This window comes from Alloyangia pacifica, assembly GCF_003111685.1.
In the GTDB taxonomy this organism is placed as follows: Bacteria; Pseudomonadota; Alphaproteobacteria; order Rhodobacterales; family Rhodobacteraceae; genus Salipiger; species Salipiger pacificus_A.
In genome coordinates this window covers 152,156-173,960 of sequence record NZ_CP022191.1, presented here as the reverse complement: position 1 = coordinate 173,960, position 21,805 = coordinate 152,156, and the positions used below count along the sequence as shown (strand labels likewise).

The window sequence follows — 21,805 nt, the reverse complement described above, 5'->3', positions numbered from 1 at the left end:
GTGGGCCAATGAGCCAGTCTCCCGAGGGCTTCCCCGATATCCATCTTGTCGGGGTGGCCAAGAGCTTTGCGGGGGCGGGCCGACCGGTCGAGGCGGTGGCGCAGGTCGATCTCGTTCTCGACGGCGGGCAAATGACCGCGCTGGTGGGGCCCTCGGGGTGCGGGAAGTCGACGTTGCTGCGGCTGATCGCGGGGCTCGAGCGGCCATCCGAGGGACGGATCACCATCGGTGCAGAGAGCCCCGACGAGCTGCGCCAACGTGCCGGTCTGGCCGTCGCCTTTCAGGATGCGGCGCTCCTGCCATGGCGCACGGTCGAGAGCAATATTGCGTTGGGGCGGGCGTTGGCGCGCAAACCGCGCGACCCCGAGATGATCGCCGAGCTCATCACGCTGGTCGGGCTGTCTGGCTTCGAGCGCCGCCGCCCGGCGGAACTGTCTGGCGGCATGCGCCAGCGCGCCGCCATCGCCCGCGCCCTGGCCGGAGAACCCGAGCTCCTGCTGCTCGACGAGCCTTTCGCGGCGGTGGATGCGCTGACCCGCGACCGGCTCAACGCCGAGTTGCCGCCGCTCTGGGAAGCGCGTGGTGCGACGTCGGTCCTGGTGACCCATTCGGTGGCCGAGGCGGTGCGCCTGTCGGACCGGGTGATCGTGCTGACCCCGCGCCCGGCGCGCGTCGCCGCAGACATCCCGGTGCGCCTGCCGCGGCCGCGCGGTCCAGAAGCACTGGCCTCGGGAGAGTTTCGCGCGCTCTGTACGCAGGTGACGGATGCGCTGCGCGACCACCAATACCCCGAAAGTGTCGCGGCGCAATGAGCGCAGGCCGAGGAGCCCTGCGCGGCGGCCGCACCGCTCTGCGCCGGGCGCGTCCGCTGCCGCGCGGGCTCGGTCTGCTGCTGGTCCTGCTGATCTGGGAGGGCGCCGCCCGCGCAACCGCGGGCAGTTTCATCATCGCGGCACCGAGTCAGATCGTCGCCTATGCGGCCAACAACGCCGGGCTGCTCTGGCGGGCACTGGGCACCACGTTGGCCTCGGCGGCGCTTGGGTTCTTCTGGGGCAATCTTGCCGGGGTGCTGCTGGCGCTGCTGGCGGTGCTGCTGCCGCGCGGCGAACGGCTTCTTTCGACGTTGGCGCTGCTGGTCTTTTGCCTGCCGCTCGTGGCCACGGGGCCGATCCTGCGCGTGCTCTACGGGCCGGGCAGCGGCCCGCAGGTAACGCTGGCGGCCCTGGCAGTCTATTACACCACCTTTCTGCCTGTCCTCGTGGGGCTGCGCGCCGCCCCGCAGGGCTGGTTCGACCTGCTGCGCAGCTACGGACGCGGACGAATGATCGCGCTGCGCGAAGTCCGGCTGCCCGCGGCGCTGCCTTACCTCGTTGCCGGTCTGCAGATCGCCGCCCCGGCGGCCTTTCTCGGGGCGATGGTCGGCGAGTTCACCGGCGCCGAGCGCGGGCTTGGCGTGCTGACAGTGCGGGCGCTGCGGGCGCTCGACCTGCCTGCGACATGGGCCATCGCGGTGATCGCGGCCGGTGTTTCCATGCTGGCCTTCGCGGCGGTCGGCGCGCTTGGCCGACGTCTCGACCTTGCTCCGCCCGAGGTGCTCATGGCACCGCCCGTCGCGCGCGGCCGGCGAGTCTGGGACGCACCCGCGCAGGCGCTGCTGGCGCTTGGCGTGACGCTGCTGATCTGGAAAGGCAGCATGGAGCTTTTCGGCGTGCCGCGCTTCTTTGCAAAACGCCCCGAGGATGTCTGGAGCTACCTGGTCACTGGTGCCGGTGCCGGGGCGCAGCGCGCGCGCCTCTTCGGGGCGCTCGGAGAGACACTGGCGCTGGCCGGGCCGGGCTATCTGGCGGGACTGGGGCTGGGCGCGGGGCTGGCCCTGCTGCTGACGCTTCTGCCGCGCCTCGCGCGGGTGGTGCTTCCGCTGTCGATCGCGCTGCGCTCAATCCCGATCATCGCCACGGGGCCGCTGATCGTCTGGGCGTTCGGGCGCGGCACGGCGGGCACCATCACCGTGGTCGCGGTGATGATCTTCTTTCCCACGCTGATCGCCTGCCAGCACGGTCTCGCCCGAACGCCCCGCGCGGTGCTCGACCTTTTCGACGTCTATGCCGCCAGCCCGCTGCGCCGGCTGCTTGGCGCGCAGCTTCCCGCCATGCTGCCAGCCTTCTTTGCCTCGGCGCGCATGGCCATCCCCGCCGCCATCCTCGCCGTCACCACCGCCGAGTGGCTGGCCACGGGGCGCGGCATTGGCGCGCTCATGGCGACGGTGGCCTCGACCTCGGATTACGGCATGCTCTGGAGCGCCATCGCCCTCGTCGGGCTGGCCGCGGTGCTGGCCCATGCGCTGGTGGCCGCACTAGAGCGCGCGGTTCTGGCCCGCACCAGCGCCGAGCAGCTTGTCCGATGAGACCCTGCGCCTTTGCAATCCCCGGCGATCACCGCCAGAAGACCGGCGGCTTCATCTACGAGCGCCGCCTGTTGGAAGAACTGCAGGCGGTGGGCCGGCAAGTGACACACATCGCGCTGCCCGCAGGGGCGGCGGCGGCGGAACAGAGCGCGGCGCTGCGCCGCGAGGTGTCGAAAGTGCTGGAGGCCCTGCCGCCGGATCAGCCTCTCATCCTCGACGGGTTGGTCTTCGCGGCGATGCCCCCCGAGGCGCTGGCCCGTCTGACCTGCCCCGTGGTGGCCATGCTGCATCATCCCATGGGGATGGAGCAGGGGCTGCCTGCGGATATTGCGCAGCATCTTCTGGCGCAGGAAAGAACGAACCTCTCGCTTGCGGCCGAGATCGTCGTCACCAGCCCGCACACGCGACAGACATACATCGGTCTTGGCGCTGACCCCGCGCGGATCACCGTGGCGCTCCCCGGACATGACGGGCCGCGCGATCTGACGCGCGTCGAGGCGGGCCCGCGCATTCTTTCGGTCGGCCTGCTGGCGCGGCGCAAGGGGCATGACGTACTGATCCGCGCACTTGCGCGCGTCGCCGATCTGGAGTGGACGGCCTCGATCGTTGGCAAAATACATGATGCGGCGGTCGCCGACGAGCTGGCCCTTCTGATCGCCGAGCACGGGCTCGGGACGCGGGTCGCGCTGACCGGAGAACTGCCCGACGCGGCGCTGGCTGAGGCCTACCGCAAAGCGCGCATCTTCGCCCTCGCGACGCGTTACGAGGGATATGGCATGGCGCTTGCCGAAGCGCTCTGTCACGGGTTGCCGATCGTGAGCTGCGATACCGGCGCAGTGCCCGGCACCGTCGGGCAGGCGGCGCTTCTGGCCGCTCCGGATGATCCCGCGGCCTTCGCCGGACACCTGCGGACCCTGCTGCTGTCCCAAGCGGCGCGGGACGAACTTGCCCGTCGTTCCCGCGTGCTGGGCCAGAAGCTGCCGCGGTGGAAAGACACCGCGGCGGTTATGGGGCTCGTCTTGGACGGGCTCCGCTGCTGAAACCGGGACTGGGCCGTGTGAACCGCTCCGAGTATGCCGAAGGCTGATGTCGTCTTGTTGCGCTGCGATGCCTTCAGATTCCAGAGTGGCGTGGAAATCTGCCTCTGCTCACGCTGGCGGGACGTTCCCGCTCAACTCCAGCAGGTGGCGGTTGTTGAGTCAGTCCACCCATTCAAGCACGGCATATTTGCCGGCCTCGGTGCGCGAACAGAAGTCCGCACCCCTGAGGCCCGCTGCACGACCGCACCTGATCACATGCCCAAAGGTGCCAAGGGTCCATTGCCTCAAAGGGGGCCACAATTCACGGCTGCCCGGCTTAGGGAGGGTATCTCAGCTTCAGCAAGTCGAGCACTGGTCAAGCAGGTACCTTCCATGATCAGACGGCGCCAGCCATCGCGCGTTGCCGTTTCTGAGAGGGCGGCGAGAGCGATGCGCTCATCAGAGGTCTGGCTGGAGGTCGCATTTTCTAGAAGCGCTTGCGAAAGTTCGTCCACGGCGCCCGGCCGAACCAGCGTGACCCCGGGGCCAGCGTGGTCGCGCAATCCATCGATGCTCGTGGCGACCAGGGGGCGTCCGGCAACACGCGCTTCGAGCGCGGCGATGCCATAGGCCTCCCAGCGGGAGGGCATCGCCACCACGTCGACCTCGGCCATGGCCAGAGCCGGAACCGCGACATGGCCAGGGAATTCGATCCGCGCATCCCCGGCCGCGAGCGATTTCAGCATGGCGAGATCGGCGCCGGCGCCATAGAGGCGCAGGGTCTTGTCGTGCCCGGGGATTTTGCGAAAGGCCAAGATCAGCGTGTCGAGACCTTTCTGACGGTCGAGGCGCCCGAAGGCACCGATCACGCGCGGCCGCGTGCGGGGTGCTGGCAGAGAGGCAAAGTCCGAGAGGTCGACAGCCGGGCGAATGATCTCGAGCCTGTCCCATGGCACGATGCCGCGCGCGCGCAGCCATTCGCCCTGCGCGGCACTCACCGCCACCACTTTGTCGAAAAGAGCGTAGGCGCTTCGCAGGAGCGTGAAGAAACGCCCCCGGCTGGGCACATTCAACGCGGTGAAAGCCGCGGTGTAGCTGTGTTCGACATGGATCATCCGTGCCGAGGCGTGGCGGGCGCGCAGCGCAATGAGGCTGGGCAAGGCCCGCCAGTTCACCGAGAGGTGCGAGACGATGACCTCGGCGTCCAGCGACAGCCGACCGATCTCGCCGCGACTGACCGGGCGCAGGATATGCTCTGCCGCCTCGGCGAGCGCAGCATCGTTTTTCAGGAAATCGAGATACCGCATGACGCCGCCGGGCGTGGTGTCGTCGACGAGGTGGATCACGCGCTTCCGATCAAGGGACGCGCTCGGGGCAGGGGGTCTGAAAAAGCTCATCGGGCTCGCTCCTTGGTATTTTCGTGGGGACCTGGCGCCAAGGGCATCAGGCCGCGGCGGGCCGCGTGGCCACCCGGTGCAGGGCGCGGCCCAGCGGTCGGTCGACCAAAGTCGCCGCGACGAGGGTGACACACGAGCGGATCGGTTCCTCGATCAACGGCCGGGGCGAACTTGCGAGCGCGCGGCGCAGCAGCCTCCGCGCCTCGGCACCGCGTCCGTCGCTGACCGCCCGCCGGGCGAGGTAGCGAAGCTGGTAGGCGCGCGCGGCGGGTGCATGGCGGCCAAAAAACTGCGGATCGAGCGGTGTCAGCTTCTCGACCATACGCTCCCAGGCCGCGAACTGGCGATCGGTCGCCGCGCTCAGACCGCCCGAAGTGATCCGGTAGCGTGTCAGAAGGCCGGGGATGCCCTCTATCTCCCAGTCGGTGCTCAGCGCGAGGCGCAGCCAGCATTCGATATCTTCGGACTGCCGGAAGGTCTCGTCAAAGACCCAGTCGCGCTGCTGCTGCTCACCCTCGGGGCGCCAGGCGATATCCTCGAGCGCGGTGCGACGAAACACGGGCACGGAGCCGTTGCCGATTGGATTGCGCTTGAACACATGCGCCGCGCCAATGCCTGTCAGCCGCGGCTTCTGAGCACGCCGCATGAGCGCGCCGGTCTCGTCCATGAGCTGCGATCCGCTGAACGAAAGGCCGACGAGCGGGTTCGCCTCCAGATGCGCGACATGCGCGGCGAGCTTGCCGGGGGCCCATTGGTCATCGGCATCGCAAAAGCCGATATAGCCTGCGCGGGCTGCGGCAATGCCGCTGTTGCGCGCTCCGGCGAGGCCTCGGTTCGCCTGGCTCACGATCCGCACGCGCGGGTCCTGCCGGCGGACAGCCTCGGCGATCATCGGCGTGTCGTCGGTCGAGCCATCGTCCACCACGATGATCTCGAGCCCTTGGCAGGTCTGCAGCCTGAGGCTTGCGAGCGTCTGCTCCAGCGTCGCCGCGGCGTTGAAGGCGGGCACGACGACAGAGGCGATCGGGGCGAGCGGGGCGTGGCGAACATGGGACATGGAACGGCTCCTCGGAGTATGTCTCAGCGTGAAAACAGGGCGCGGCGCATCGGCGCGGGCAGGGCGGGCGCGATCAAGGCACCGGCGAGCGTGCCGCAGCCGCGGTGCATCGGGGTCAGGAAGCGGGCCGGGGCAAGCGCGAGGCCCCGCAGCGCGAGGCCGAGCGCGGTGGTGCCACCAAGACCGACGCGCAGCGCCCGGCGCGCGAGGTAGCGCAGATGCACCGCCTCGGCCTGCGCGTCCGGCTGGAAGCCGAAGCGTGCCGCGCTTTCCAGCGCTATGGCCCGGCCCGCGCGCATGCGCTCGATGTCGGCAGAGAGCCCGCTTCGCGAGACCCGATAGTGCACGAGGACCCTGTCGATGGGGTCAATCCGCGCGCCGATGCCCACGAGACGGATCAGCCAGTCGAGATCCTCGTTGTGGACCATCTCGCGGCGCAGTCCCCCGCTCTGGGCAAACACCCTTGCCCGAAGCGCGATGTTGGACATCGTGCAGACCGGGTTCTCGCCCAGGAGCATCGGGATGCTCAGCGGCGCGGAGGGAACGCTGGAGACGGAGCGCGCATCCTCCGCCCGGCGCTCGAAGAAGGAGACCCTGCCGAAGGCGCCATCGCAGGCCGGGTCGGCAAAGGCGGCCTCCAGCGCGGCCAGCTTGTCCGCTGCCCAGAGGTCGTCGGCGTCGCAGAAGGCGAGGAGTTCGCCGGATGCCTGTGCGGCCCCATGGTTGCGGGCGTCCGACGGGCCCTTGCCCGGGTTCTCCAACACGCGGATACGCGGGTCAGCCACGGCGGCGGTGCGCAGCAGCGCGTAGGTCGCATCGGTGGAACCATCGTCGACGCAGAGCGCCTCCCAGTCGGTCACCGTCTGCGCGCGCAGGCTTGCGAGCGTGTCGGCAATGGTCTTGGCGGCCTGATAGCAGGGCACGATGATCGAGAAGCGGGGCATGGGTCAGCTCCTTTGAGGGCGCGGGCCGAAGCCGGCAATGAGGGCGGGAAGGGACGCCGCACCCATGGTGAGGCAGGCAGTGGCGAGATAGCCCCAGGCCAGCGCGGTCAGGCCGAAAGGCGACATGACGACCGTGTTCAGAAGCAGCACGCCGGTGAGCAGCATGGTCGCGCGCAGCTCCTCGCCGGTGCGCCCCTCGGCGCGCAGCCAGCCGGCGGCGCCCGACCAGAGGCTCATCGGGATGGCCGCAAGGCACAGGATGCTCACCACTTCGGCGATGCCCTCCCATCCGGCTCCAAAGAGCAGCGGCACGTAGACGGGGGCCAGCGCGGCCTGCAGCGCCACGGCCGGGGCGATCACCGCAAGGCTCAGCAGGATGCCCTGCCGCAGCGCCTCGGCCCGGTCCGTGGCGCGGCAGAGATGCGGGAAGATCACCACCGAAAGCGCCACCGAGAAAGACGAGGCAAGGCCGAGCCCGGCATTGAAGGCGAGGAAGTAGAGGCCGAGCATCTCGGGCCCCATGAGAAGGCCGATGAGCAGCTTGTCGGCCTGCATGCGCAGGGCCTTGACGATCTCGATGCCCAGAACTGCGGCTCCGAAGCGGCTGAACTCGGAGACTGGCGCGCCCATGGTGCTGTGCGCCGGTCTCCAGGGCCGAAGGCGGCGCATGCAGACCAGCCAGATCGGCGCGGCGAGGATGCGCGGCAGCACCAGCGCCAGCGCGCCGGGCCAGAGCAGCGCCAGCAGCGCCGCCATGAGGTTTGCTCCCACCACCTGTCCGCCGGCGATGGCGGCGGTCTGCCGCATCTTGCCCTCGCGCATGGCCAGGGCCGCCTGCACGAGCCCGGCGGGCATGAAGAGGTACTCGAGCGCCAGCAGCGCGATCAGGCCACCGACAAAGACGCTGCCGCCAAGCGCAACGACCAGACCGGCGACCAGCAGCTGCAGCCCGAAGAGCCCGGTGCACCAGAGCGTGAAAATCCTCCGCGCGGTCTCGCAGGTGGCTTCAAGTCGGTGGTCGGGCGCGGCGATGATGCGCTGCCCCACGCCGTTCTCGGTCAGCGCCTTGAGGATATCCGCCGCCGCGAGCGCCGCCGCTGCGAGGCCGATGGCCTCGGCCTCCATGGTGCGCGACACGGCGATGACGACCAGCAGGCGCGAGGCCTTCGCCGCAACTTCCGACGCGCCGTAGGACAGCAGGTTCCGCACGAGCGGAACACCGGTGAGCGCGAGAAGGGCATGGGGCAAGGGCATTGGCGGAACCTTTGGTATCTGGTTCCACGAACTTGCCGCATGGCGTGCCGCTACGTCGCCTGCGCGGGCGGACAGTTGCATGCTGCCCACGGACAGCCGTCAATCCGATGGGATATGGCGTCAACCCTAGCGGGAACGTGGATCCGCCCGACGAGATTGCCTAACACTGGATTTGGACCTTACCGGCCCCTTAGTTCCGACGGAGAGTTTGCGTGTTCCAGCCAAGTCTAAAGGCAGCCTCGATACTCGCGCTCATGGCGGCAAGTGGCTGCGCCAGCTACGACAGGCCCGACAATCTTGGATTGGTGGCAGAGGGCCGCGATTACCAGGCGCAGTGGCGCGAGCCCGAGGTCAGTCGCGCTAACGCCCAGTTCCTCCGCTCCCCGGCGATCAATGCCCAGTCGTGCCGCGCCCCGCTCGGCGGCGGCGACGGCAAGGGCAGCGGCCTCGCCGCGGCCTCGCTGCGTGGCGAGCGGCTCACGCGGGGCGATCTTCTCGACATTAGGGTCGAGCAGGACGAGACCTTCAACGGCTCCTACGAGGTGTCGCGCGACGGCACGATCCGGCTGCCCTTCCTCGACGCGATCCCGGCGCAGGGTCGCACCGTCGACGAAATCGAGGACCATCTCGCCGCCGCCCTCATCGCCGAGGAATTCTACGGTGACAGGCCGCGCATCTCTGTCAGGGTTCTCGATCTCGCCCCGGTCAGCGTCGGCGTTTCTGGCGCGGTGTTCGAGCCGCACCGGATCGAGATCGGCGCACTCGGGGCGGACCAACGCGACGGCGTGCGGATCAGTGCCATGGGTGCCTCGACCGAGGCGCGCAACCTCTCCGCCGCGCTGCGCGCCGCCGGTGGCGTGCGGCCCGATGCCGATATCTCGGCGATTGAACTGCGGCGCGGCGGGCAGCTCTACAAGCTCGACATGCGCGGTGTCTTCGAGGGCGAGAACGTGGTCGACGTGATGCTCGTCACCGGGGACGAAATCCGCGTGCCGAGCCGCCAGTGCTTCCAGGAAGACCTCATGCGGCCCTCGCCGATCAGCCCGCCGGGCGTGTCGCTCTACCTGTCGAACCTCACCCAGCCGGCCAGCAGCAATGCGCAATCCGCCGTCGGGCGAGAGGTGCGCGAGGTGCCGTGGGGCACGCGCTACATGCAGGCGGTGGTCGATACCAACTGCGTCGGCGGGCCGCGCGCCACCAGCGCCGATCGCTCGGCGGTGCTGTTCAGCCGCAACCCGGTGACGGGGGTCTCGGCTGTGATCGAGCGCAACATCGAGGACTTGCTGCGCCGCGCCGACCGCGACGACTACGACCCTTACCTGCTGCCCGGCGATTCCATCGCCTGCTACGACAGCACCGTCACCAACCTCACCGAGGTGGCGAAGCTTCTCGGCATCGTCGGGGTGGTCTCGTTCCTGCGCTGATCGTGGTCGGCGCTGAGCGCCCGTCCTTCTTCAACGGCCAGACTCGAAAAGACCCGGCGCGGGGGGCGGCGCCGGGTCTTTCTTCCGTTCGCGTGTCCGCTGGGGTGCGGCGGGGCGGATCCTAAAGGATCAGTAAGCCCCGCGGCCGGACAGCACGGTGCGGAAGGTCAGGAAGATGATCATCAGGTCAAGCAGGGTGGAGCGGCTCGCGCCGTAGGCGAGATCCATGTCGATCATCTTGTCGAAGGAAATGTCGGCGCGGCCCGAGATCTGCCAGAGACCGGTTATGCCGGGCTTCACCTTGAGGCGCCCAAGTGCCTGTGCGGGATAGACGGCGACCTCCTGGGGAAGCGCGGGGCGGGGGCCGACGAGCGACATTTCTCCCCGCAGGACGTTGAAAATCTGCGGCAATTCGTCGAGCGAGCTGCGCCGCAGGAAGCGGCCGACGCGGGTCACCCGGGGATCGTTCCTGGATTTGAAGCAGATCCCCGCGCGGTCCGATTGCGCCAGAAGCGCGGCGCGCCGCTCCTCGGCATCCGTGTGCATGGAGCGGAATTTCAGCACCGAGAAGGGCACGCCGTCCTTGCCGACGCGGGTCTGCCGGTAGAGCGCGGAGCCGGGGCTGTCGAGCCGGATCGCCAGCACGACCAGCAGCAGCAGCGGCGAAAGCGCGACCGCGGCCAGACCGGCGAGGGTCAGATCAAGCAGGCGCTTGCGCAGAGCGATCGGCTCGACCGATCCGAGCGCATGCAGCGCGGCGCGGGCCAGGAAGGTGGCGTTGCCGACCAGGTAGCGACCGGCCATGCGGCGCGGCTCGATGGCCAGCCGCCAGACCCACTCGCAGCGCGCCTGCCGGATCGCGACAGGGGCGCGACGGACGTTGCCTGCAAGAAAATCCAGCAGGGCGCCGACACCCAGCCGGATGCGCGGGGCGAGCCGTTCCGCGTTTCGCGCGAGCCAGACATCCTGCCGCGGCACGCCCATGGCGACAATGAGGATGTCGGCGCCGGAGGCGTTGATGGCGTCAATTGCGGCTGTCTCGTCGGCGGCGCCGCTGAAGCCGTCCCGCGTGCCGACCACGCGCAGGCCGGGCAGATCGCGGCAAAGACGGTCCGCCGCGCGCTCGGCGGTGCCGGGGGTGCCCCCGAAAAGGAAGACCGAAAGACCGCGCTGTCGGGCCGTGCGCAGCAGGGCCGGCACGAAATCAGTTCCATTGAGATTCGCCGTGAGTCGCTGGCCAGTCATGCGCGCCGCCAGATCGACGCCGATGCCATCGGGCAGGATCATGTCCGCCTGGCGCAGCGCGTCGGCGTAGGAGGTGTTGCGCGCCATGACGTTCGCGCAATGCGCATTGAGAAAGGCGACGGTCCTCCGCCCGGGCGCCAGCATGGCCTCGATCGTGGCTTGAGCGGTGGCGTCGACAAGCGGCAGGCGGATCACTTCGCGCGTCGGCAGGGCACAGTCATCTAGTTGAATTTTCTGCGTATTCAGTGCGTGGAATTCGGTGTCGGCGGCGTGTTTCACGGGCGTTCTCCCAGGGGTCAATCGTTGTTGACCCAAAGGTTGACGACGCAGCGACTCGGTTCAACGGAGCGTCGGGAGAACCCATCGAGCCTGACAGGTGAAAGCCTCGCTGCGGGTATCGAAAATCTGTCCCACCGGGTAGGTCGTCTGTTCTGGCGGATCAAAAATGCATTTTTTCGCAACTCCTGCGTGTCTACGCGCTATCTTAAGGCGCGGAGGAGAGACCATTGCCGAGGTTAGGGAGTTTTCATGCGCCTATTGATTGCCGACGATCATGACCTTCTGAGGGACACGCTCGTCATATTTCTAGAGTCTGCCAGCGACATCGCGGTCGTCACTGCTGCGAGTTTCGGCGAGGCGGAAAGGTTGATCGAAAAGGACGGACCGTTCGATCTCGTCCTGTTGGATTTCAACATGCCGCAGATGGCCGGCCTTTCGGGCCTCGAGCGCCTGCTTGCCCGCCCGGAGCAGCCCCGGGTGGCGCTGATTTCTGGTGAGGCCCGGCGCGAGGTGGCGGAGAAGGCGCTGGCAATGGGGGCCTGTGGCTTCATCCCCAAGACGCTGACCGCGCGACGGCTGGTGAACGCGGTGCGATTCATGGCGATGGGCGAGGTCTACGCGCCCCTCGAGTTCATGAGCGGTCCCGAAACGCGGGAACTCCACCCGCTGGCCGAGAAGCTGTCGCGCCGCGAGCAGCAGGTCGCCAAAGGTCTGACCGAAGGCAAGTCGAACAAGGAGATCGCCCGAGATCTCGATCTGCAGGAGCCGACCATCAAGCTCCACGTGAAGACGCTCTATCGCAAGATCGGCGCGTCGAACCGCACCCAGGCCGCGCTGATCGCGCGGGAGGTCGGTCTCGCCTGAGGGGTCCTGCGTCGCGATCCCTTCGGATAGCGGGGCGATGCCATCAGCCAGGCGGCCTCGCCCTCACGGTGCTCTGCTACCCGGCGGCGCAGGGGACCCCGGGGGGATGGCGCGATAGACTGTCGGATGAAGGAGAGCCTCCATGTCCGACATCACCGCCAGCGGGTCCGCCCGCCGACACGCCCCCATCCCCGGCCTGCTGCGCACGCCACCACGCGAGCTCTCGCTGGGGCGGATCTTCGGCGGCGGACGACCGAGCGACCTCGTCCGCCTGCCGCGCTACCTGATCCTCGCGTCGCTGGGGGCGGTGGCGATCTGGGGCCCGATCACAACCTACCTCAGGAAGGCGCCGCTCAGCTTCAGCTCCGAGATGTCGTTGATCCTGCCCGGCTCCGGCGCGGCGGCGTCGCTGAACCTCGCCGACATCGGGCAGGCGTCTTCCTACGCCAATTCGGCATTCTCCTCGAACGCGATCAGCCCGACCGAAACCTACAAGCGCCTGCTCAGCGCCGACCGCATCGTCGATGCCGCGGCGACCACGCTGGGAGAAGAGCCGCGGGCCATCGGACGGCCAAAGGTCGAACTTGTGGACCAAACCGGGCTCATCCGGGTGCAGATGAAGGGTCCCACCCCCGAAGACGCGCGTGACCGCACCGAGGCGCTGCGCCAAGCGTTCTTCACCGAGGTTGACGCGCTGCGCGTTGACGAGCTGTCGGTGCGCGAGGCCGGGGCGCTGTCGGCCATCGAGGACTATCGCGGCTCGGTCGCCGACACACGGCAGACCATCGCCGCGCTCCAGGCTGAAACCGGCTTGGTGTCCTCGGCGCAATACGATCGGCTCGTCGCGGCGGCGGATGATCTGCGTTCAGATCTGGCCGGGCTCGCCTCGGACGTCGCGCAGAAGACCGAGGCTGTTGCCGCGCTCTCACGCAGCCTGGGCATCGCGCCCGAGCAAGCAGCGGTCAGCATCAAGCTCTACGCCGATGCCGACTACACGGCTCTGCTGGACGAAATCGCATTGCACACCGCGGCGCTGGCGCAGGCCGGGGCTCGATATGGCCTGCGCCACCCCGAGGTGACCGCCGCGCGCGCGGCGCTCGACGCGGCGCGGACCATGGCCCGCACCCGCGCCATGGCCCTGACCGGCCTCTCGGCTGACGCGGTGGCGGCGCTCGATCTCGCGCAGCCCGGAGCGCGGGCCGAGCTGCTCGCGGAGCTTGTCCGCGAAGAGGCCGCGCGCGAGGGTCTGCTCTCCGAACGCGATACGGTGGCGCGCCGCCTCGATGCCGAGACCGCGCGTCTGAACAAGCTGGCGCCCGTCGCGGCGCGGCTCGAGGACATGCAGCGGGACTTCTCGGTGGCCGAAGCGGTTTTCGCCTCGGCCATCGCGCGCAGCCAATCCAGCAAGGCCGACATTTACGCCTCCTACCCGCTGGTGCAGGTCCTGGAGAACCCCTCGTTGCCAGACCGGCCGACCTCGCCCAACCGCAAGTTGGCGCTCGCGGCCGGGGGGGCGGCGACTATGATGCTGGTCTTGGGGTTGTTTCTCGCCTGGATCCGCCGTCCGCTGATCGGGCGCATCCTCGCCCGTCCCCTTGGTGCGCCGTGACCGGGCGGGGCCGGCCCGACGCCATGTCCCCGCCCGAGGCCCTGGCCTGGCGCGTCATGGTGATGACATGGGTGTTCTACGGGATGGGCGCGCTCTACGTGGTCGGTCCGGTGCTGGGCTGGACCTTCGCGGGCATGGCGGTGCTGGCGCTCTACCTGGGACCGGCGATCCGCGCCGATCTGCGCGCAACGGGGCCGGTTCCGGCTTTGGTCTGGCTCTGGCTCGCGGGCATGCTGGTCATGCTGGTCGCGCTCTGGGGCGGGCACCTGGGCTGGGGGCTGGGTCTCAAGCAGACCATCAAGTCCTCGATCGGCTGGGCCAAGGGCTGGGCGCTGGTTGCGCTCTTCATCCTGGCGGGCGCCGTGCTGCCGATCCGCCGCGAAGTCTTGATCCGCGGACAATGCGCCATCGGTTTCTGGACGCTCGTGCTCGCGCCCGTGCTGCTCGCCGCGCCTTACATTGGCATGCCCGAACGCATCTTCACCTCACCGCTGAAAGCCATCGGAGGGCCGGGGCCGGAGTATTTTTCGGTCTATTTCTTCACCTATGATCCCGCCTCATGGACACCGCGCTGGCAGTTCTATCTCCCTTGGTCTCCCTTCGCGGCACTGCTTGGCGTGGTCATGGTGCTCTTTGCGCTCGAGGAAAGGCATCGTGGCTGGATGGCGGCGGGGGTCGGGGCCGGCCTGCTCATGATCCTCGCCTCGAAATCGCGGATGGGTCTCGTCGGGCTGGTGGCCTGCACGATCGGGCCCCGAATGCTGCCGCTGGTTCTGCGCAGTGCGGCCTGGCTGGCACTCTCTGGCGCCACTGCATCTCTTGCGGTGTTGGGCACATGGCTCCTCACGAGCGCCCAGGCGAGCGTCGCGGCCTTCAAGGGCGCCCGCGCCGACAGCACACGGGTGCGCGAGGCGCTGCAACGCATCGCCTTCGAGCGGTGGCGGGAAGAGGCGCCATGGTTTGGGCACGGGACCGTGCAGCCGGGCCCGCATCTCGTCGAATACATGCCCATCGGCAGCCATCACACCTGGTTCGGTTTGCTCTTCGTGAAGGGGCTGGTGGGTTTCGGCGCGCTTTTCGTGCCGCTGGTGGCACATCTCGTGGTCGTCCTCGCTGACGCAACCCGCCATCCGCGCGGTCGCCTCCCGCTGGGTATTCTGATGACGCTGATCCTGCTCTCTTTTGGAGAGAACCTCGAGATCGAGGCCTATATGTTCTGGCCGGCGCTCTTGATGCTTGGCGTGCATCTTCGCGAGATGGCGGATGCGCGCGCGCCTTGAAGGGCATGTGTGGATGCCCTTTCGTTGGCAAGCTTAATCTTCGATGCGTCGGCGGGGTCTTCGATCGGATGAGGGTGTCCCCGAAAACCGGACACCCTGCTAAGCTTGCCGCCAACGATGGCGAGGTAGAACCGCGTGGCTGGCAAACGAACGACTTACGGCGCCGAGTTCAAGGCGAAGGGGGCGCTTGGGGCGATCCGTGGCGAGCTGACGGACGCCGAACTGGTGGCAAACCACGGCGTGCATCAGACCCTGATCAACACCTGGAAGCGGCAGGCGCTCGAGGGCATGTCCGGGAACTTCTCCGGCAAGGCGGAGGCGGAGGCGGCCGCGAAGGAAGGCGAGATCGAGCGCCCCAACCAAGTCTGGTGCGCAGACATTACGCGGCGCGGGCTCCTCTAGCTCCTGGCGATCATGGAATGGGCGACGCGCCCGGTGCTGTCCTGGCGGCTCTCAAACACGATGGACACCGAATTCTGCATCGAGGCGCTGGACGATGCCTTTCGGCTTCACGGATGGCCCGAGATTTTCAACACGGATAGTCATACGATTGATGCCAGTTCACCAGCCCCCGCTTCACGCAGCCCTTGATGGACGCAACGGTGAAGGTCTCCATGCCTTCGAAACCGGGTCAGCGGCCCGGGCAGGCATCGGCAAATGGATGACCTTCTACAACACCGAGCGCCCACATTCGGCACTCGGGGGAAGAACACCGGTTGAGGCCCATCAGGGCCCCGGCCCCAAGGCGGCAGCATGAGCACCACCCAAGCTTGGCAGCGCCGAAACCTGTCCGGGAAATGGGGTCCACCTCAGTGCATCGTCAAGAATGATGGAAGAATTCAAGCTTCGAGTTGTCTCCTGCGTCATCGTCACCCCGCTCGGAACGCCTGACCCACCGATCAGGTCGGTGCGGGTTACGATACCAATGACGCGCCCGCAGGCTGCGCGCAGAGGCGCCAAAACGCGCTTGCCCGATCACAGCCAACCAAGTGCATTGGCCGCCTGGATAGCTTCGCTTCGTTTCTTCGCTCCGAGCTTCGCGTAGAGCCGGGACAGGTGAAACTTCACTGTCGGTTGCGCGATATTCAACGCTTGCGAGATGCGCTTGTTGGGGTAGCCCCCGGCAATCAGCTGCAAGAGTTGGGCCTCGCGTTCGGTCAGCCCCCCGGCGCGCGCCTTGGCCTTGGGCGTCGAGATGGACGCGGCGTATTTCGACAGGGTTGCCCGTATGTCCGGTGCGGTTTCGAGATGCTGGCGAATGCGCGCCTCGCGCAGCAGCGGCGCAAGGAAGATCCGCTGCTCGGAAAGCACGCCGAAACAGCCCAGCCGCGAGGCCGACAGAAGCGCGGCCTGCAGCTGGCTCCGAGCGCCGGCGGTGTCGCGGCGCTTGTGCGCAAGGTGGGCACGCCAGATCTTCAGCGCGACGGTTTCCCGCAAGGTCGCTTTCGGGTTGCTCTCGAGTGCAGCGAGTTGACGGTCGATGTCGGGTCCAGGCGCGGGGTCCTCGACGAGGCAGCGCAGGCGGGCCATGGCCAGCGCGATGGCGTTGCGGTCGTTGAGCTGCGCCAGCCAAGCCGGGGTCATCTCCTCGGTCGGGACACTCTGCGTGGCGCGCAGGCTCTGCAGCGTGGTGACCGCTTCGCCGATGCGGCCCTCGTTCTGATAGGCGGCGGCGGTGCGGATCTGGACGGCCTGCAGCAGGTCCATCCGCTCGGCAAGGTGCAGCCACAGACCGTCGAGGAAGCCGGGCCGGATGCTGGCGGGGTAGTGGTCCATCACCGCCTGCGACGCATAATGGATCGCGAAGTGGAACAGGCTCGGCCAGATCTCGGCACGCGCGAAGACGTCGAACTCCTGCTCGACAAAGGTCACAAGTTTCTGAGGCTGGCCGTCCTCATAGGCCAGCGCCGCCTCGGCAAGATGCAGCATCCGGAATTCCTGTTCGACCGGATGCGTGACGGATTGCAACTTATCTCGCGCGATGCGCGCGGCGGGGCGGGCCAGCCGGACGTCGCCGTTCGTCAGGTGCAGCACGGTCAGGTGCAGATGGATGAAGAACTCGAGCAGCGGATGGCCCCCGATCTTGCGGAAGTAGATCAGCGCACGGGCGGCGGCGGCCTCGGCCTCGCGGAAGTTCCGGCGCCGGATCTCGAATTCCAGCAGCGCGTTGTAGAAAGCCGCCCATTTCTGATCGTCGCCCACCGGGTAGTCGGCCATGAACTCGCCGAGCCGTTGCAGCATCGCGTCGGAGGGCGTCATGTCCTCGCTGATCATCATGTTCAGGCGAAAGCGGCGCGCCGCGAAGGAGAACCGCGTCCCGCGCGACAGCACCTTGAGCGGGTCGAGATAATCCGAGCCCAGGTGCTTGGCGACGAGCTGCCGGACGCGCTGGAACTCGCCCTGTTTCATCAAGGTTCGGGTGATCGCGAAGAGCACCGTCTCGTTGGTCGCAACGACTTCGGGAGAGAAGCGCAGGACGATCCGGCTGAACTCGTCGAGGTTTGACTCGTAGATCAGCTCGAGCCCGCGGGAATGCGCAAGGATCTGCGCCGCATGGGCCTCGTGCCCGTGGTCGAGCAGCAGCGCCATAGCGGCGAGCGGGCGGTTGGCGGCCTCGAGGGCGGTGGCGACCTCGGCGACCGAGCCGGAGTTGGAGAAGGTTTCGATCCGCGCGGCCACGGCCGTGCGCAGGGCCTCGGTCAGGTCGGATTGGGCGTCGGGTACGCTGAGAAGGAAGGGCGGCAACGCGTCGCACCAGTCGCCGTCGGGGCCCGGGGTTGGGTCTTCGAGCCAGATCGACAACCGGGTCGTGGGCGCAGGAGAGAGCTGCGCTAGGAAGGTCTCGCCGATGTAGGCGGCGGCCAGGTCCGGGTCAGGCGTTGCCGCAAGCGGCAGAAACGCCGGCCAGCCGGCGTAGCTTTCCAGCAGCCGCCGCGTCAGGGCCGCGGGCAGGCGGGTGCCAATCTCTGCGGCGCTGAAACTCAGCGCGCGCGCATCGAGCGTCTGTGTGCCGCCGTGCAGGAGCCGCCGAGCAAGGCCGGTGATCTTCTGGCTGGGACGGTGCGCGATCACCAGATGCTCGACGCTCTCCGCCACCTGAGCCGGCAAGCGCGCGGTGCGCGCCGAGCTCGGCACATCCCAGAACAGCCAGCCGTTCTGCACATCGCTTTCGCGCGGGGTATGCAGCGCGCAGACCGACGCCCCCATCTGTTCCGCTGCGTCGCGCATCAACGCCGATTTCCCGGCGCCGGCGGGCGCGCGCAGGAAAATCGTGCCGGTCTGATCGCTCAGGACGCGCTCGATCAGCGCTTTGCGCAAGATTCTTGCGGGCGGGGAGGGATGGAGAAACATTCATAAACCTATACCAATTTTATCAAAACCCATACCAGCCCCAAATTGTCGAACCCTCGACGCTGCAGAATAGTCCGCCGAAAGAGACCAACCGGGAGGTTTCCGGCTGATGCAGCAAAACCCGTTCTTAGCGATCCTGACCCGACTCGGCACTTTCGTGCTGGTGATGGTCGTGCTCTCGATCATGATTTTCGTTCTGGCCCGGGTGGTGCCGGGCGACCCTGCCCGCATGGCACTGGGCCCCACCGCCACGCCGGAACAGGTCAGCGCCCTGCGCACCGAGATGGGGCTCGATGACTCCCTGCCGGTGCAATACGTCTCCTACATAGCGCGCGCGCTGCAGGGCGATCTGGGCATGTCGCTGCTGTCGCAGCGGCCGGTGACGGTGGACCTTGGCCAGACGGTTCCGGCGACGGTCGAGCTGGTTTTGGTGGCGGTGATCATCATGTTCGCCGTGGCCATTCCGCTCGGCGTCATGACCGCCCATTTCCGCGATCGCTGGGTCGACCACGTCGGGCGGCTGTTCTCGCTCGTCGGCGTGACCATTCCGAGCTTTCTCTTCGCCATTTCGCTCCAGCTTCTGGTCGCGCGCTACTTCGGGGACTGGCCGATCATCGGGCGGATGGATCACAGCCTCGGCTTTGCCGGCGGGCCGACCGGGCTGATGCTGGTGGACGCGTTGCTCGCCGGGCGGATGGACGTCTTCGTCTCGGCGCTGCAGCATCTCGCGCTGCCCGCCGTCGCCCTGTCGATGGCCGGGATCGGTCAGATCACCCGCATCACCCGCTCGGCGATGCTCGAGAACCGCCGCAAGGATCACGTGCTCACGCTGCAGAGCTTCGGCGTGCCGGAACGGGTGATCATTTTCCGCTACCTGCTGAAGCTCTCGTCGATCGCGCCGCTGACCATCATGGGGCTCGAGTTCGCCTCGCTGATCGGCAACGCCTTCGTCATCGAGATGGTCTTCTCCTGGGGCGGCTTCGCCTCCTACGGGCTCAACGCGATCCTCCAGAAGGACCTGAACGCGGTCACGGCAGTCGTGCTGGTGTCAGGCCTATTCTTCATCGTCGCCAACCTGATCGTCGATGTGCTGATCGCCATCATCGATCCCCGCATGCGCCGAAAGGAGGCCCGCTGATGGCCGAGGTTAAGATGGCTCTGGACGGAGCGAACAAGGACCTGAGCGCAAGCTACATGATGTGGTACCGCTTCAGCCGCAATCCCGCGGCGGTAATCGGCAGCCTGATCGTGCTCTCGGCGGTGATCTTCGCGATCCTCGCGCCCTATATCACCCCGAAGCCAGAGGACGTGGGCGCCGTGGTGAACTTCCGCGCGCGCCACCTGCCGCCGGATGCGACGCACTGGTTCGGTACCGACAAGGTCGGGCGTGACATCTTCTCGCGCGCCGTCTTCGGTCTGCGCATCTCGCTCTTGCTGGTCATCGGCGTGCTCGGGATCTCGGTGCCGATCGGCACGGTGCTCGGCCTCGCTGCGGGCTACTTCGGCGGCTGGACCGAGCGGATCATCACCGGGCTGACCAACGTCATGCTGGCAATGCCGCCGCTGGTGATGGCGCTGGCCGTGTCGAACCTGCTCGAGCCCACGCTGATGAACGCGATGATCGCCATCACCCTGCTGTGGTGGACCTGGCATGCACGGCTGATCTACGCGGTGTCGAAATCGGTGGCGTCCGAGGACTTCATCGAGGCCGCACGCATCGCAGGGGCCGGCCGGATGCACATCCTCTTCCGCGAGATCCTGCCCAACTGCGTGTCGGTGATCTCGGTCAAGACGACGCTGGACGCGGCCTTCGTGATCCTCTTCGGCGCGACGCTGAGCTTCCTCGGTTTCGGCGTGAAACCCCCGACTCCCGACCTCGGCTCGATGGTCGCCGACGGACGGCAGTTCATGCCCGACTTCTGGTGGGAGGTACTTTGCCCGGGGGCGGTCATTCTCTACGTCACGCTCGGCTTCAATCTTCTGGGCGACGGTCTGCGCGACATGTTCGATATGGAGGGCTGAGATGAGCGACCCACTTCTGAAAGTCGAGGGCCTCGACGTCCTGTTCACCTCCTACGGCCAGACCCGTCAGGTGCTCCGCGATATCTCCCTCACCGTCGGCGCGGGCGAGCGCGTTGCGCTGATCGGCGAGACAGGCTCGGGCAAGTCGGTCACCGCCAAGGCGATCCTCGGCACGCTGCCGCGCAATGCGACGGTGAGCGCCGGCCGCATCGAGGTCGAGGGGCGCAACGTGCTCGAGCTGCCGCGCGGAGAGCGCGATGCCCTGAAAGGGTCGGCCTTCTCGCTGATCATGCAGGACCCGCTGTCGTCGTTCAATCCGGTGTTCAAGATCGGCACCCACCTCGACGACGTGCTGCGCTTCGCCGACAGCCGCGAGGGGGTGAAATCGAGCCGCGCCGACCGGCGGGCCCGCATCGCCGCCGTGCTGCGCCGCGTCCAGCTGGCCGATCCGGACCGGGTGATGAACGCCTATCCGTCGGAACTCTCGGGCGGCATGCGGCAGCGCGTGCTCATCGGCCTGGCGCTGCTGCACCAGCCGAAGCTGCTGATCGCCGACGAGCCGGGCACCGCGCTTGACGTCACCACGCAGGACGAGATCCTCAACCTGATCAACACGCTGGTGGCCGAAGAGGGCATGGCGCTGCTGATGATCACCCACAACCTCGGGGTGGTCCGCAAGGTGGCCGACCGCGTGGTGGTCATGCGGCATGGCGATATCGTCGAAGCCGGGCCCTGCGCGAAGATCCTCTCGTCGCCCGAACACCCCTACACCATCGGGCTGCTCGACGCCGTGCCGCCGCTCTATGGCCCTCGGGTGCAGACCCAGCAGATCAGCGCGCAGGCGCCCATCGTCAGCGCCACCGGGCTCGGCAAGCAGTTCGGCCGCCAGAGCAAGCGCTTCACCGCGGTGAAGGACGTGACGATCACCCTGCGCGAGGGCGAGATCTTCGGCCTCGCAGGGGAGTCGGGCTCGGGCAAGACCACCGTGGCGCGGATGATGATGGGGCTGTCGCGCCCCACCTTCGGCAGCGTCTCCGTGGATGGCACGCCGAACCCCGGCCGCCCGCTGGCGCAGATCGTCTACCAAAACCCGGGCACTTCGCTGAACCCCAAGCGGACGGTGAAGCAGAGCCTCGGGCTTCCGCTGAAATACGCCGGTCTGACCGGCGCGGCGCGCGCCGCGCGCATGGCCGAGCTGATGGAGTTGGTGCGCCTGCCGGTGTCCTATCTCGCGAAGTATCCGCACGAGCTGTCGGGCGGGCAGAAACAGCGCGTTGCCATCGCCCGTGCGCTGGCCGCCGAGCCCAAGGTGCTGATCCTCGATGAGCCGACGGCGGCGCTCGACGTGTCGGTGCAGAAGACCGTCATCGAGCTGTTGCTGCAATTGCGCGAAGAGCTGGGTCTGACCTACTTCATGATCTCGCACGACCTGTCGCTGATGCGCAATTTCTGCTCGCGCCTCGCGATCATGCTGCGCGGCGAAATCGTCGAGGAAGGCACGACGCCCGAGGTCTTCGCCGACCCGAAACATCCCTATACCCGCGCGCTGATCGCGGCGATCCCGGTCGTTACCGACGATGAGGAACGCCAAAAGCCCGCGGTGAGCCCGGAAGAGCGCGCAGCCTTTCTGGTCAAAACCACTGATTGATGAAGGAG

General features: G+C 67.7%; 16 protein-coding genes and 1 pseudogene. 11 read left to right on the top strand and 6 right to left on the bottom strand.

All coding sequences use genetic code 11. The annotated features are described in order from the left end of the window. Nucleotides 1–8: 8 nt before the first annotated feature. The 3 genes from CEW88_RS19985 to CEW88_RS19975 are packed head-to-tail and all read left to right on the top strand — an operon-like array spanning nt 9 to nt 3,444. Entirely contained in the window at nt 9–812 is an 804-nt protein-coding gene (locus tag CEW88_RS19985) for an ABC transporter ATP-binding protein (protein ID WP_108970128.1), read from the top strand. Further along, complete coding sequence (locus tag CEW88_RS19980; protein WP_254694569.1) at nt 809–2,404, top strand: ABC transporter permease; 1,596 nt, start codon at nt 809–811, stop codon at nt 2,402–2,404. The genes CEW88_RS19985 and CEW88_RS19980 overlap by 4 nt, the downstream gene beginning before the upstream one ends. Then, the gene (locus tag CEW88_RS19975) at nt 2,401–3,444 is read left to right on the top strand and encodes a glycosyltransferase family 4 protein (RefSeq protein WP_108970127.1); all 1,044 of its coding nucleotides are present in this window, start codon (nt 2,401–2,403) and stop codon (nt 3,442–3,444) included. The genes CEW88_RS19980 and CEW88_RS19975 overlap by 4 nt, the downstream gene beginning before the upstream one ends. A gap of 284 nt (nt 3,445–3,728) precedes the next feature. Here CEW88_RS19975 and CEW88_RS19970 read toward each other — a convergent pair whose 3' ends face one another. The 4 genes from CEW88_RS19970 to CEW88_RS19955 form a co-directional block, all read right to left on the bottom strand. Further along, nucleotides 3,729–4,769, bottom strand: a complete 1,041-nt coding sequence (locus CEW88_RS19970) for a glycosyltransferase family 4 protein (protein ID WP_159099690.1) — start codon at nt 4,767–4,769, stop codon at nt 3,729–3,731. A gap of 97 nt (nt 4,770–4,866) precedes the next feature. After that, nucleotides 4,867–5,877, bottom strand: coding sequence for a glycosyltransferase family 2 protein (locus tag CEW88_RS19965; RefSeq protein ID WP_108970125.1), 1,011 nt, complete (start codon nt 5,875–5,877; stop codon nt 4,867–4,869). A 23-nt stretch (nt 5,878–5,900) separates the two neighbouring features. After that, nucleotides 5,901–6,821 carry a glycosyltransferase family 2 protein gene (locus CEW88_RS19960; RefSeq protein WP_108970124.1) on the bottom strand — a complete coding sequence of 307 codons (921 nt, stop codon included), beginning with the start codon at nt 6,819–6,821 and terminating at the stop codon, nt 5,901–5,903. 3 nt (nt 6,822–6,824) lie between these two features. Beyond that, nucleotides 6,825–8,075, bottom strand: coding sequence for an oligosaccharide flippase family protein (locus CEW88_RS19955; protein ID WP_108970123.1), 1,251 nt, complete (start codon nt 8,073–8,075; stop codon nt 6,825–6,827). Between the two features lie 254 nt (nt 8,076–8,329). Here CEW88_RS19955 and CEW88_RS19950 point away from each other — a divergent pair, with 254 nt between their 5' ends. Further along, nucleotides 8,330–9,499 carry a polysaccharide biosynthesis/export family protein gene (locus CEW88_RS19950; RefSeq protein ID WP_108970122.1) on the top strand — a complete coding sequence of 390 codons (1,170 nt, stop codon included), beginning with the start codon at nt 8,330–8,332 and terminating at the stop codon, nt 9,497–9,499. Between the two features lie 129 nt (nt 9,500–9,628). On the opposite strand, the gene CEW88_RS19945 is transcribed toward CEW88_RS19950, so the two are convergent. Beyond that, nucleotides 9,629–10,990, bottom strand: coding sequence for a WecB/TagA/CpsF family glycosyltransferase (locus CEW88_RS19945; RefSeq protein WP_438839488.1), 1,362 nt, complete (start codon nt 10,988–10,990; stop codon nt 9,629–9,631). A gap of 282 nt (nt 10,991–11,272) precedes the next feature. Here CEW88_RS19945 and CEW88_RS19940 point away from each other — a divergent pair, with 282 nt between their 5' ends. The 4 genes and pseudogenes from CEW88_RS19940 to CEW88_RS19925 all read left to right on the top strand — a co-directional run bounded on the left by CEW88_RS19940 (nt 11,273) and on the right by CEW88_RS19925 (nt 15,533). Next, nucleotides 11,273–11,887: a response regulator transcription factor gene (locus CEW88_RS19940; RefSeq protein ID WP_108970121.1), complete on the top strand. Its 615-nt coding sequence runs from the start codon at nt 11,273–11,275 to the stop codon at nt 11,885–11,887. Between the two features lie 142 nt (nt 11,888–12,029). Then, a complete protein-coding gene (locus CEW88_RS19935; protein ID WP_254694568.1) occupies nt 12,030–13,496 on the top strand; it encodes a hypothetical protein in 1,467 nt (488 codons plus the stop codon). Nucleotides 13,497–13,519: 23 nt separating this feature from the next. Further along, nucleotides 13,520–14,776 (top strand): capsular biosynthesis protein, encoded by a 1,257-nt coding sequence (locus CEW88_RS19930; protein ID WP_108970120.1) that lies wholly within the window; start codon nt 13,520–13,522, stop codon nt 14,774–14,776. 135 nt (nt 14,777–14,911) lie between these two features. Beyond that, nucleotides 14,912–15,533: pseudogene (locus tag CEW88_RS19925) on the top strand (DDE-type integrase/transposase/recombinase). A gap of 218 nt (nt 15,534–15,751) precedes the next feature. Here the strand turns inward: CEW88_RS19925 and CEW88_RS19920 are convergent. Beyond that, nucleotides 15,752–18,127, bottom strand: a complete 2,376-nt coding sequence (locus tag CEW88_RS19920; protein WP_108970119.1) for a response regulator transcription factor — start codon at nt 18,125–18,127, stop codon at nt 15,752–15,754. A gap of 109 nt (nt 18,128–18,236) precedes the next feature. Here CEW88_RS19920 and CEW88_RS19915 point away from each other — a divergent pair, with 109 nt between their 5' ends. The 3 genes from CEW88_RS19915 to CEW88_RS19905 are packed head-to-tail and all read left to right on the top strand — an operon-like array spanning nt 18,237 to nt 21,797. Beyond that, nucleotides 18,237–19,265, top strand: coding sequence for an ABC transporter permease (locus CEW88_RS19915; protein WP_108970118.1), 1,029 nt, complete (start codon nt 18,237–18,239; stop codon nt 19,263–19,265). Continuing rightward, nucleotides 19,265–20,149 (top strand): ABC transporter permease, encoded by an 885-nt coding sequence (locus tag CEW88_RS19910; protein ID WP_108970117.1) that lies wholly within the window; start codon nt 19,265–19,267, stop codon nt 20,147–20,149. Before CEW88_RS19915 ends, CEW88_RS19910 begins: the two co-directional genes overlap by 1 nt. Nucleotide 20,150: 1 nt before the next feature. Then, the gene (locus CEW88_RS19905) at nt 20,151–21,797 is read left to right on the top strand and encodes an ATP-binding cassette domain-containing protein (protein ID WP_108970116.1); all 1,647 of its coding nucleotides are present in this window, start codon (nt 20,151–20,153) and stop codon (nt 21,795–21,797) included. Nucleotides 21,798–21,805: the final 8 nt, after the last annotated feature.